Genomic DNA, 12,356 nt, shown 5'->3' on the forward strand with positions numbered 1-12,356 from the left:
CTAGGACCCGCTGCCCGGCGGCGTCCACTTCTCCGGCCTGCCGGCCACCGGCGGCAGCTTGCTCAGGTAATCGAAGATGGCACCGAGGTCCTCCTCGGTCATGGTAGCGTACATGGTCCACGGCATCACCGTCTGGAAATCACCGGCCTGCCAGTCGACCCGCGGCGGCACATAACCGCTGTCCGCGTACTGCTTGAACCGGGCGATGAATGTGGCCCTGTCCCAGCCGCCGATGCCATCTGTGGGATGCGGCGTGATGTTGGCCGATCGGAGCACGGCTCCGTTGGGCATGGTGAAGGCGAAGCCCCCCGCGAAGGGCGCGCCTACCCTTTCCCCCTTCTCCGTCCGCGTGTGGCATTCGATGCAGGCGGCGGCGTTCACCATGTACTCGCCATAGGCAGGGTCTGTGGGCTCCGGGCGACTCATCGGGTGGGGTGCCTCAGGCACCGTGCGCATGATCAGGTTCACTGGGAAGTCGATCACGCTCGCCGGGTATGGCGGCGTCTCGATCGGCTCCAGCGATCGCAGGTAGGCGATGATGCTGTGCACGTCCTCGGTGGCCAGTCGGTTGTAGTTCGGGTAGGGCATCACCGGGAAGAACGGATGCCCATCCTTGCTCACCCCGCTGGTGATGGCCCGGTAGAGCTCGCCATCGGTCCAGTCCTTGAGCGCGAAGGGCGTGATGTTCCGGGCGTAGAACTCGCCGGGGAACTGCATGGTGCGATCGAACCGGTCACCGCCTGCACCCTGCGTCCCCGGCTTGGGCGGCGCCGACAGGAGGTCCCAGTCGCGCTGCGCATGACAGTCCATGCACACGCATACGCTGTTGGCCAGGTACCGGCCGCGCTCGATCCGCTCCGGGGTCAGCTCCACGCTGAGCTCCGCCGGCGCCTCCACATCGGGAAGGGCCTGCGTGATGTAGGCATAGCCGGCGAGCGCCGAGAGGGCCACGATGAGGAGCACGATGCCGAGGGCTTTCATGATGCGTTTCATCGCGAAGGGGGTTGCAATCAAAAGCAAACTAACCAGAATGCCCGGATCGGCAAACCGGCCGACCTTTGAACCATGGCCAAGCGCAAGCGACCGGCTCGCCAGGAACTCGACGCCATCGAGCGCGCGGCCAAGCGCGAGGCGCAGAAGGCCGCGGGCGCACTGGATGGCCGCTACCGGCCGCGCGTAGTGAAGAGCCGCAAGGCCTACACGCGCAAGCCCAAGCACCGGGGCGGCGAAAGCAACGGCGCCTGAACGCCGGACGTCACCCACGGGCCATCATCCGGCCCCGCCACCAGCGTCAGGCCCCTTGCACCAGAAAGACGGAGCGGGCGCCCAGAGCCATTGGGAAAGGCCCCCTGAGAAATCGATGCGCCAAAGGCACCAGCCGCAGCCACGAGGTGAAGTGGGCATTGCTTCCGACGCGCCCAGCGCTAATTTCAACCCGCGAGCTAGGGATACTGAGCTGCATTCGATAACCCAACAAACGTTTTCGTCATGAAGCATGCGTTCGTCGTCCTGGTGCTTGCCCTTGGCTTCACCCCCCCCCCCATTTGCGGGCACAGATACTCCCTGACCTATACGGGGAGGATTGCAAAGGCTCGATCGGCTATTGGGCCAACGAGGGCCAGATCCACGACCAATCGTACCAGCGCGTGCCATTCGTGCGCTATTACTCGCAAGGCGGTTACCCGCAAGCGTACCTGCAAGAGAAGAGCACCTTCAGCCTGGTGGTGAAGGAGCCCACGCTGCCGCCGAGCGATCAGGTGTTCAGCCATCGGATCGATGTGCGGCCCTACCAATGCAGCGATGTGGACCCCGTTGGGAACACGCCGAAGACGCACTACCAGAACTTCTACCTGCCCTGGACGGCACCTAATGGCGACACAGGTCTATGGCTACGATCGCGTGGTTTACGAAGACATCTATCCGGAGATCGACATGGTCTTTTACAGCGGCAGCGCGGGCCAGAAGCTGGCCTTCTACTGCTGGCCGGGCAGCGACCCCACCAAACTCGCGCTCCAGTTCTTCGGACAGGACAGCCTGAAGGTGCAACCCGATGGCGACCTCAAGGTCTGGCTCAGCGGCCGCTGGGTGAAGCTGCGCGAGGCCGCGGCTTACCAGGTAGGCCAAGGCGGCGATGTGATCCCGCTGAACTGGGCGGCCACCTACGAGGAGATGAACGGCGATGATGTGGTGAACTTCGTGTTCGACACCTACGACCCTAGCCTGCCCATCGTGCTGCAGATTGGGGCGCTGCCCTTGGCCATGAACACCGATACCGAAGGACTCTGCTGGAGCAGCTACTTCGGGGGGAGTGGTTATGACGAGATCTGGGCCAGCACCACCGATGTGAATGGCAACTACTACGTGACTGGGAAAGCCGTGAGTGACTTCTTGAGCTTCCAGAATGCCTTAGGCACCGATTTGCTCGGAGTGCCGAACGCTGTAACGCTCGCCAAGTTCCGGCCCAATTACGAGTTGGATTGGATGGTTTTCTACGGCGGCACCGACAACAACTTCGGCTTAGGCACGCAAGCGGGTTTTGCCGTGGTCACTCGTCAGACCGGCGGCCAAACCACGGACATATTCATTGGTGGGGTCACTGAGTCGAACGACCTCTATCAGCAGCCGCTTGCGGGTGCATACAATCAACCGACCGGCACCACCGTCAACGGCAAAGGTTTCCTTGCACGATTCTCGCCAGAGGGCTTCATCGAATGGAGCACATACTTCGGCAACGACGGCGGTGAAATGGTCACTGGTCTCGATGTGGATGCCGCTGGACAGTTGTGCGTGGTGGGTTCGTGCGACAGCACATTCCCGCTGCAAACGCTTTCGGGGGCATACAACGGTGCGTACGGAGGAGGCCCACGGGATGTGATGTTGGCGCGTTTCAACGCCAATTGCTCCTTGCAATGGTGTACATCCATTGGAGGTAGCGGGTCGGACGAAGGCGCTGATATCGTCCGCCATGCCAACGGCTTTTACGTGAGTGGCAGCACGTTCAGCAGTGACTTCCCGGTAATCGGTGGCGGCGCTAACCATAACGCAGATCGGGATGTGGTGCTCATGGACTTCAACACCCAGGCCGATACCGTGTGGAGCAGCCATCACGGCGGGAGCGGCATGGATCGTCCGGGCCGCAACAGCCTGGCGCGAGACGAAGCCAATAACCTGATCGTGGTGGGTGAGACCCAGAGCGCCGATATGGATACGGTGAGTGCTGGCTACTTCTATATGCCCACCAACACGGGCACGGCAGGCTTCATTGCGCGCTACGCCAATGGCAGCCATGTGCTGAATTGGAGCACCTACGTGAGCGGCGCTGGCTACAATGCGCTGGAAAGCGCAAGCTTCTCCAGCGGCAAACTGACCGTGGCGGGCGCCACAGGCGACCCCGGCCTTCCCATCGTGCCCAACGCTGCCTACTACAATCAGGGCACCATCAGCTCGAGCTTCGGTGTTCCGACAATCTCCGGCGTGGAGGGGGTCCTCATGGTCTACAACGCCACCACCGAGCTCAGCTACAGCACCTTCTTCGGTGGTGTGGAAGGCCCGTCTGGAGATCAGATCTTCACCACCGCCTTCAGCAACGGCAATCTCTTCCTGGCCGGTCGCACCTCTAAGCCCATTCAGAACCTGAACGCCTACTTCCCGCATGACGATGCTGGTGGCCCACCGGCCTATTTCGACGAGAGCTTCGATCCGGCCCCCCTGAACTACTCGGACGGTTTCGTCGCGGCCATTTGCCTGGAGATGAACGTAGGCACACTAGAAGATGCTCCTCTAGCCAGCACCACCTTCGAACTGCGCCTCATCGGATATGGCACTTGGTCCGTGCTGGGCTTGCCGATAGGCGCGCAGCGTCTGGAGGTCTTCGATAGCAAGGGCGCAACGGTCCACCAGACCATGCTTGTTATCGATGCCGAAGGCCAGGGAACCTTGCACCTGCGAGACCTGGCCCCAGGCATCTATACGTGCCGGGCCAGCAGCCCAAGCACGTTGCGCTCAGCGAAGCTATTCATACAAACACGCTGAGCCATGCGCTCCATGCTTGACTTGAGCGTCGTGCTCAGCGTTGCCGCGTTGATCTTGACAGCATCACCGGCATCCGCCCAAGGCAATTGGGTGGATGCTGATATGCCGGGCCGCACCCCGGGCAGCTTGCGATTGCGCGTGGACCCAGAGTTGGGCCTCATGTGCATCGGCAACATCACGGAGACGAACAACTTCGCGGCACCGATAATTCCCTGCTACCAAAATGGCGCTTGGAGTATTCTCCGCGGATTCCGAGGCACTGTGACGGATGCGCTCCGCTTCAGTGACACCTTGTTCGTTTGCGGATATTTCTATGCGGTGGTCGAAAGCGATGGCGACTCAATTCCGGTCAACAACCTCGCGGCGTACTATGATAATGGCTGGCATGCCATTGAAGGCTTCGAGTACGGCAACGGTGCAATACGCCGGCTGAAGGTGCTTGATAACGAGTTGTACGCCCTCGGACCTTTCCTCGAGGCCGATGGGCAGTTGTGCCACGGCGTGGCCAAGCGCGTGGGTAGGCAATGGGTGCCGGTAGGGCTGCTGCCGCTTACTTTCCCGTTCAATGCGCCGGATATCAGGGACGCCATCATCTACCAAGGCAGTCTCTACGTGTGCGGAACTCTTGACCTCGCACCCAACAGCGCTGATGGCATTGCACGGTTCAATGGTCAGGATTGGGAAGCTCCAGGTGGCGGGTTATTGGGTGGCGGCCACGGCATTGCCATGGCCGTTTACCAGGACGAGTTGTATTTGGGCGGCAGCTTCAGTCTGGGCCCGGGCAATGCCGGCCACGCAATCCAGAAATGGAACGGATCCACATGGAGCGCGGTTGGGGGGCATTTGCGCGATGCGAACAATACCACATCAGGAGCGGCGTCCTGCTATTCTCTCTTCGAGCACGAAGGCAAGCTGCTTGCCGCTGGTGGCTTCCAGTATGCTGGCGGCGTGCCTGCTCAGACTTTCGGCTACTGGGATGGCACGCACTGGTGCGGCACCGGCGATGTCATTAGCAATGGGTCCCACAGCATCGCGCTCTACAATGACACCATCTTCCTCGCCAGTGGAAGATGGGTGAACGGCGACAGCACCAATACCGTGGTGAAATGGGTGAGCGGAGCAATGCAGGGCAGCGTGTGCAGCGAGCCGGTGGGGATGGAGGAAGCCAGCCATCCTTCCGAGTTCATCATCTCGCCTAATCCAGCATCCAGCTCGCTCACCTTGAACTGGAGCGGCACCACTGCGCTGCGATATCTCATCACGGATGGGCTGGGCAGAACCGTGCGAACGGGCCAATTGCCGCCACGGTCCATGGGAGCGATCAATGTCGGTGATCTTGCAGCAGGGCTCTACCACATTCGGGAGGCTGACCAAGACAATGGCATGCGAACTGCGCGGTTTCTGAAGGAGTAGCCCGCATACCTTCGGCGCATGTCGAAGAACATCTCCTCCCTCTCCGGCCGCGACGGCAAGGAGCTCGAAGATCCCCTCTGGGAGCGCCTGCAGCAGGCCGCATCGGCCACCGGCACGCCCGAGGACCGCGCGCTCTCCCAGATCGCCGACGACTTCCTCATCGGCGAGGCCATCACCTACGGCACCAGCTCGTTCTATGACTTCCTGAAGAAGGGGAATCAGGGCAAGAAGGCCTACGTGTGCAACGGCAGCGCCTGCCTGGTGGCCGGCACGCAGGACAAAGTGCATCACGAACTGGCGAAGCACTTCAAGCCGGAGGAGATCGGTCACATGTGCTGCTTGGGCCGCTGCCACGAGAACGGCGCCTTCAACGTGGGCGGGCTGAATTACAGCGGCGATGCCATTGATCGGCTGGCCGAGATCATGGTTGGAACCGGTGCAGTGTCGACCCACCGGGTCGACCACACCGGTTTCAAGCACATGGACGCCTACCACGTGGGCACCAGCATGGCCGCGCCCATCCTCACCGCGCCGATGCCTCCGCTGAGCGAGTTCTACGCCGTTTGGGAGCAGGTGCTGAGGAGCGACAGCGCCGACGTATTGAACGAGATCAAGACGGCCACCATCCGCGGGCGCGGCGGCGCGGGCTTCCCCATGGGCTTCAAGCTGGAGGCCTGCCGCAACGCGCAAGACCTTACTTGCAACGGCAGGCCGCGCAAGTACATCGTGTGCAACGCGGATGAAGGCGATCCCGCTGCGTTCAGCGACCGCTACCTGCTGGAGCAGCGCCCGCACCGCGTGCTGCTAGGCATGATGATCGCCGGCTATTGCGTGGGGGCCGATACGGGCGTGCTCTACATCCGCGCCGAGTACCCCGAAGCGGTGGAGATCGTGAAGCAGGCCGTGCGCGACCTGGAGGCGCGGGGCTGGATCGGACAGGACATCAAGAGCAGCGGCTTCAATTGGCGCTTCAAGGTGATCAAGGCCGCCGGTGCCTACGTGTGCGGCGAGGAGACGGCGCTGCTCAACAGCATCGAAGGGAAGCGCGGCGAGGTGCGCACCCGGCCGCCCTACCCCGCGCAGCAAGGGCTCTTCAACCGCCCCACGGTGGTGAACAACGTGGAGACCCTGGCCTGCGTGCCCTGGGTGATCCAGCACGGCGGCGCGGCCTTTGCGAAGCTGGGCAGCGAGAAGAGCAACGGCAGCAAGCTCGTGTGCCTCGATAGCGGCTTCATGCGCCCGGGCCTCTATGAGGTGGAGTGCGGCACCCCGCTATCGAAGGTGATCGATGACCTCGGCCGCGGATTCGCGCGGCCCACCAAGGCCCTGCACATCGGCGGGCCGCTCGGCGGCATCGTGCCCTTGCACAAGATCAACGCGCTCAGCATCGACTTCGAGAGCTTCCAGCGCGAGGGCTTCCTGCTGGGCCATGCCAGCGTGCTCAGCATCCCGCAGGACTTCCCCATGGTGAAGTACCTCGAGCACCTCTTCGCGTTCACGGCGATGGAAAGCTGCGGCAAGTGCTTCCCGTGCCGCATCGGCAGCACGCGCGGCCAGGAGCTGATTGCGGGCGCGCAGGCCGGCAAGAAGATCGACCGGGCGCTCTTCAACGACCTCATCGAGACCATGGAGATCGGCTCGCTCTGCGCGCTGGGCGGCGGACTCCCCTTGGGGGTGCGGAATGCGATGCAGTATTTCCGGGAGGAGCTGGACGGCTACTTCCGCTGAAGCCCCTTGGATACCCTCACTGAATCACCAGCCGGGCCGTGCGGACCAGCCCATCCAGGCTACTGAGGCGGACCTGGTAGACGCCGGTGGGCAGTGGGCCGGCATCCGCATCCGTGTGCAGTACCGGCGCGCGGCTCACCACCATGCCGGATGCAGCGATCACCTCCAAAGAGCCGCCCACGGCATCAGCCGGCACACGGAAACGTCCGTCCGTCGATGGATTCGGCACTGGCGCCCATCCCTCGTCGCGCCCGAGGCGCACCGGCACAACCTGAGAGAACTGCACCGTTCCGTCCAGGTCGGTCTGCCGCAGGCGGTAGTAGGAAACACCCGGCAACGGACGCTCATCCACCGCGGCATAATGCATCATCGATTGACTGGATCCCGCAGCAGCCACCCTTGCCGCCTCCTCGAAGGCTTGGGCATCCGGCGAGCGCTCAACGGCGAAATGGCCGCTGTTGCGCTCGCTCGCGGTGGCCCATTCCAGCCGCACCTGCATCCCATCCGTCTCCGCCGAGAAGGCGATGAGCTCAACGGGCAGGGGCGAGAAGCCGCAGGGCACCGTCTGCGCCGGGATTCCCGGCCCATTGATATCGACCTCCACGGCGAAGCAGCCCAGGTCGTTCGGGGTGACCGTGGCGCAGTTGGTCATGGCCGTCCAGGAATTGGAGGTGACCACAGTGCCGCTTCCGCCCTCATTGGGCAGGTCGAAGTAGATGCCGGCGCCGCCGCAGGCCACTCGTCCCTGCAAGGTCCATAGGCTGGCGGGCGCGTTGCTGCCCGAGAATGCGATGTCATAGCGCATCCGCACCCTGTAATTGTATCCCCACGGGCAATCGTCCGTGGACGGCTCCACGGCTTCGGGATAGACCCGCATGTTCACCGAATAGCCGCTGCTGCTGGCAACCGTGCATTGGGCGCGAGCCGCACACGCCGGGACCATCGACAGCGCCGCGCAGGCAATCTTGAGAAAATGCTTCATGGGTGGGCCTTCAACGGCCCGCCCGCGCATGGGTTACGGCATCGTCCGGGATGCCTGGCGGCAATCACAGCCCCAGCAGCACCTCCCCCGGCTCCTTGTTCCCGAATACCATCTTGTCCGGGTTCTCGATCATCTGCTTCACGGCCATCAGGAAGCTCACGCTCTCCTTGCCGTCGATGATGCGGTGGTCATAGCTCAGCGCCACGTACATGATGGGGCGGATGACGACCTGCCCGTTCACGGCCACGGGGCGCTCCACGATGTTGTGCATGCCCAGGATGGCGCTCTGCGGCGGGTTGATGATGGGCGTGCTGAGCATGCTGCCGAACACGCCGCCGTTGGTGATGGTGAAGGTGCCGCCGGTCATCTCGTCGATGCTCAGCTTGCCATCGCGCGCCTTCACGGCCAGCGCCTTGATGCCCGCCTCGATCTCCGCGAGGCTCATCTTCTCCGCATTGCGCAGCACCGGCACCATGAGGCCCTTGGGCGAGCTCACCGCGATGCCGATGTCGGCGTAATCGAAGGTGACGATCTCGTCGCCGTTGATCTGGCCGTTCACCGCCGGGAAGAGGCGCAGCGCCTCGGTCACGGCCTTGGTGAAGAAGCTCATGAAGCCCAGGTTCACGCCGTGCGCTTCCTTGAACCTGTCCTTGTACCTGTCGCGCAGGGCCATCACCGCGCTCATGTCCACCTCGTTGAAGGTGGTGAGCATGGCGGTCTGGTTCTTCACGCTCACCAGGCGCTCGGCCACCTTCTTGCGGAGGGTGGTCATCTTCTGGCGGCTCTCGTTGCGCGTTCCGCCCCAACCGTTCAGGGCGATCGCATCGGCCTTCACGCCGCCGGCCACGTAAGCCGCCACGTCACTCTTGGTGATGCGGCCGTTGGGTCCGCTGCCCTTCACGTTCTCCGCGCTCAATCCTTTCTCCTCCAGCATCGCCTTCGCGACGGGAGTCGCACTTGCTGAAGAAGCTTGTGGTGCGATGGCCGCGGGCTGCGGGCTGCGGGCCTCGGGCTTGGAGGCGTGCGTGTCCGCAGCCCGTGGCCCGGAGCCCGGGGCCTTGGGTTCGGGCTTCACGCTCGTATCGATCGTCACCACCACATCACCCACTTTCACTTCGGCATCTGCCTCAGCCAACAGCTTCACCTTCCCGGCCTCCTCGGCGATCACCTCCAGGGTGGCCTTGTCGCTGTCGATCTCGCCCAGCACCTGGTCCTTGTTCACCACGTCGCCATCCTTCACGTTCCAACGCGCGATGCGCACTTCGCTGATGCTCTCTCCGGGCGAGGGGACTTTGATCTCGACGATGGCCATGGACTCGGTTGTCAGTTGTTCGTTCTCGTTCCTCAGGCTTTTGCGGGCGCGGCCTTCTTCGGCTTGGCGGCGATGGGCGCAAAGGCCCTGGAGATGATCTCGGCCTGCTGCTTGGCGCTGCGCTTGCTGCTGCCGGTGGCGGGGGCGCCGCTGGCCGGCCGAGCGATGACCTCCCAAGGCACTTCCGAGAAGTTGAGGGCCATGTACGACCATGCGCCCATGTTCTTCGGTTCCTCCTGCACCCATAGGTAGCGCTCGGCCTTCGCGTACTTCTTGATCACGGCGCGCATCTGCTCGGCCGGCAGCGGGTGCAGCTGCTCGATGCGCACGAGCGCGGTGTCCGTGATGCCCTTGTCCTCGCGGTGGGCAGCCAGCTCGTAGTGGATCTTGCCTTGCGTGAAGATCACCGTGCGCACCTCCTTCGCATCGGCGGCGGCATCGTCGATCAGCTCCTGGAAGCCGCCCTTCGTCAGGTCCTCCAGCTTGCTCACGCACTTCGGGTGACGCAGCAGGCTCTTGGGGCTGAAGACCACCAGCGGCTTGCGGAAGCTCCACTTCAGCTGGCGGCGCAGCACGTGGAAGAAGTTGGCAGGCGTGGTGCAGTTCACCACCACCATGTTCTCGTCGGCGCAGGCCTGCAGGAAACGCTCGATGCGCGCGCTGCTGTGCTCGGCACCCTGGCCCTCGTAGCCGTGCGGCAGCAGGAGCACCACGCCGTTCTGCGTGTTCCATTTCTCCTCGGCGCAGCACAGGTACTGGTCGAGCACGATCTGTGCGCCGTTCACGAAATCGCCGAACTGCGCCTCCCAGATGGTGAGCGCGTTGGGCGATGCCAGCGCGTAGCCGAACTCGAAGCCGAGCACGGCGTACTCGCTCAGGAGTGAATTGTAGATCTGCAGCAGGGCCTGCCCCTCGCGGATGTGCTTCAGGTGGATGTACTCCTCCTCGCTGTCCTCCACCTTCACCACGGCGTGGCGATGGCTGAAGGTGCCGCGCTCCACGTCCTGGCCGGTCATGCGCACGGGATGGCCTTCGAGCAGAAGCGATCCGTAGGCGAGCAGCTCGCCCATGCTCCAGTCGATCACGCCGGCCTCCATCATCTTCCTGCGGTCGGCGAGGATCTTCTCCAGCTTGCTGAAGAACTTCTTGCCGTCGGGGTGCAGCACGCTGAGCTTCTCGCCGATGAGCTGCAGCGTCTCCATGGGCACGCCGGTGTCGGGCGAGCGCAGGAAATCCTTCGCACCGGCGCGCGTGAAGCCCTTCCAGCGCTCCTCGAGGAAGTTGGTGATCCTGCCCACGCGCACCTGCTTCGCTTCATCGAGCCGCGCATTGAGCATGGCGGTGAAGGAGGCCTCCATCTCGGCGGCGAGCTCCTCGGCCTCGTGCACGCCGCTGCTCTTGAGCTTCTCCACGTAGATGGCGCGGGGGTCGGGGTGCACTGCGATCGCCTTGTAGAGCACCGGCTGCGTGAACTTGGGCTCATCGCCCTCGTTGTGGCCGTGCTTGCGGTAGCAGAGGATGTCCACCCAGATGTCGGTGCCGTACTTCTGGCGGTAGTCCATCGCCAGCTTCATGGTGTAGGCCACGGCCTCAGCGTCGTCGCCGTTCACGTGGAAGATCGGGCACTGCGTCACCTTGGCCACATCGGTGCAATAGGTGCTGGTGCGCGCATCGATGTAGTTGGTGGTGAAGCCCACCTGGTTGTTCACCACGATGTGGATGGTGCCGCCGACCTCATAGGCCTTGAGGCCCGCCATCTGCACCACCTCGTACACCACACCCTGGCCGGCCACGGCGGCATCGCCATGGATGAGGATGGGTGCGGTCTTGCCTTTCTGGAACCTGTCGTCGTGCTCGATGATGGCGCGCGAGATGCCCTGCATGATGGGTCCCACGGTCTCCAGATGGCTGGGGTTGGGCGCCAGGGTCAGGCGCACCTCCTTGCCGGTGTTGGTCTCCAGCACGCTGCTGTAGCCCATGTGGTACTTCACATCGCCCTCCACCAGCTCGTCCTCGTAGTCCTTGCCCTCGAACTCGGAGAAGATCTGATCGTAGCTCTTGCGCAGGGTGTTGGCCAGCACGTTGAGACGGCCGCGGTGCGCCATGCCGATGACGAACTCGGTGATGCCCTGCTCGGCGCCCTGCTCGATCACGGTGTCGAGCGCGGGGATCAGGGCCTCGGCGCCCTCGATGCTGAAGCGCTTCTGGCCGATGAACTTCTTGCCGAGGAAGCGCTCGAACACGACGGCCTCGTTGAGCTTCTCCAGGATCTCCTTCTTCTCCTCGATGTTGAAGTCGGGCGTATTGCGCACGCCCTCCATGCGCTGCTGCAGCCACTTCACCTTCTCCGGGTTGCGGATGAACATGAACTCGGCGCCTACGCTCTGGCAATAGGTCTGCTTCAGCACATCGATGATGTCGCGGAGCCGGGCTGGGCCGATGCCTACCTCGTTGCCGGCGCTGAACACCGTGTCCAGGTCGGCCCCATTGAGCCCGAAATGCTCGATGTCGAGCGTGGGGGCATAAGTGCGCCGCTCGCGAACCGGGTTGGTGCGGGTGAAGAGATGGCCGCGCTCCCGGTAGGCATTGATGAGCTCAATGACGCGGAACTCCTTCTCGAAGCGGTCGTTGCCGCCCGGCGGCGGCTGGGCCGGTGCGCCCCCCTCGATGCTTCCGCCATCCAAGGCCCGGGCGAACTCGAAGCCCTCGAAGAAGCGGGCCCAGCCCGTCTCCACACTCGCGGGGTCCTTCAGGTACTGCTGGTAGAGGTCGTCGAGCCAGGCGCTATCGACGTTGCTCAGGTAGGAAAGCTTGTCCATGGAAGCGGCGCAAAGGTAGCTGGGATTCGGGCAGTGGATGGGGTGCACGGCCGGCCGGATGCGGAGGTGG

Annotated in this window: 8 protein-coding genes; 4 read left to right on the forward strand and 4 right to left on the reverse strand. The window is 63.4% G+C overall.

The window, feature by feature from the left end:
- Nucleotides 1-993, reverse strand: a complete 993-nt coding sequence (locus QY325_11235) for a c-type cytochrome (protein ID WKZ65335.1) — start codon at nucleotides 991-993, stop codon at nucleotides 1-3.
- 72 nt (nucleotides 994-1,065) lie between these two features.
- Here QY325_11235 and QY325_11240 point away from each other — a divergent pair, with 72 nt between their 5' ends.
- The 4 genes from QY325_11240 to QY325_11255 all read left to right on the forward strand — a co-directional run bounded on the left by QY325_11240 (nucleotide 1,066) and on the right by QY325_11255 (nucleotide 7,173).
- On the forward strand, nucleotides 1,066-1,245 hold the full coding sequence (locus QY325_11240; protein ID WKZ65336.1) for a hypothetical protein: 180 nt from the start codon (nucleotides 1,066-1,068) through the stop codon (nucleotides 1,243-1,245).
- A gap of 624 nt (nucleotides 1,246-1,869) precedes the next feature.
- A complete protein-coding gene (locus QY325_11245) occupies nucleotides 1,870-4,032 on the forward strand; it encodes a hypothetical protein (protein ID WKZ65337.1) in 2,163 nt (720 codons plus the stop codon).
- 3 nt (nucleotides 4,033-4,035) lie between these two features.
- The gene (locus QY325_11250; protein WKZ65338.1) at nucleotides 4,036-5,445 is read left to right on the forward strand and encodes a T9SS type A sorting domain-containing protein; all 1,410 of its coding nucleotides are present in this window, start codon (nucleotides 4,036-4,038) and stop codon (nucleotides 5,443-5,445) included.
- An 18-nt stretch (nucleotides 5,446-5,463) separates the two neighbouring features.
- Entirely contained in the window at nucleotides 5,464-7,173 is a 1,710-nt protein-coding gene (locus QY325_11255; protein ID WKZ65339.1) for an NADH-ubiquinone oxidoreductase-F iron-sulfur binding region domain-containing protein, read from the forward strand.
- 16 nt (nucleotides 7,174-7,189) lie between these two features.
- On the opposite strand, the gene QY325_11260 is transcribed toward QY325_11255, so the two are convergent.
- The 3 genes from QY325_11260 to QY325_11270 form a co-directional block, all read right to left on the reverse strand.
- Nucleotides 7,190-8,155, reverse strand: coding sequence for a T9SS type A sorting domain-containing protein (locus QY325_11260; protein WKZ65340.1), 966 nt, complete (start codon nucleotides 8,153-8,155; stop codon nucleotides 7,190-7,192).
- 64 nt (nucleotides 8,156-8,219) lie between these two features.
- Nucleotides 8,220-9,467: a 2-oxoglutarate dehydrogenase complex dihydrolipoyllysine-residue succinyltransferase gene (gene odhB, locus QY325_11265; GenBank protein ID WKZ65341.1), complete on the reverse strand. Its 1,248-nt coding sequence runs from the start codon at nucleotides 9,465-9,467 to the stop codon at nucleotides 8,220-8,222.
- A gap of 32 nt (nucleotides 9,468-9,499) precedes the next feature.
- Nucleotides 9,500-12,286 (reverse strand): 2-oxoglutarate dehydrogenase E1 component, encoded by a 2,787-nt coding sequence (locus QY325_11270; GenBank protein WKZ65342.1) that lies wholly within the window; start codon nucleotides 12,284-12,286, stop codon nucleotides 9,500-9,502.
- Nucleotides 12,287-12,356: the final 70 nt, after the last annotated feature.

It is taken from the genome of Flavobacteriales bacterium (assembly GCA_030584065.1).
In the GTDB taxonomy this organism is placed as follows: Bacteria; Bacteroidota; Bacteroidia; order Flavobacteriales_F; family PHOS-HE28; genus PHOS-HE28.

Excerpts from the sequence above, each read along its gene's own strand:
- QY325_11235 (WKZ65335.1), bottom strand. The coding sequence starts at position 993 with ATGAAACGCATCATGAAAGCCCTCGGCATCGTGCTCCTCATCGTGGCC.
- QY325_11240 (WKZ65336.1), top strand. The coding sequence starts at position 1,066 with ATGGCCAAGCGCAAGCGACCGGCTCGCCAGGAACTCGACGCCATCGAG.
- QY325_11245 (WKZ65337.1), top strand. The coding sequence starts at position 1,870 with ATGGCGACACAGGTCTATGGCTACGATCGCGTGGTTTACGAAGACATC.
- QY325_11250 (WKZ65338.1), top strand. The coding sequence starts at position 4,036 with ATGCGCTCCATGCTTGACTTGAGCGTCGTGCTCAGCGTTGCCGCGTTG.
- QY325_11255 (WKZ65339.1), top strand. The coding sequence starts at position 5,464 with ATGTCGAAGAACATCTCCTCCCTCTCCGGCCGCGACGGCAAGGAGCTC.
- QY325_11260 (WKZ65340.1), bottom strand. The coding sequence starts at position 8,155 with ATGAAGCATTTTCTCAAGATTGCCTGCGCGGCGCTGTCGATGGTCCCG.
- odhB (WKZ65341.1), bottom strand. The coding sequence starts at position 9,467 with ATGGCCATCGTCGAGATCAAAGTCCCCTCGCCCGGAGAGAGCATCAGC.
- QY325_11270 (WKZ65342.1), bottom strand. The coding sequence starts at position 12,286 with ATGGACAAGCTTTCCTACCTGAGCAACGTCGATAGCGCCTGGCTCGAC.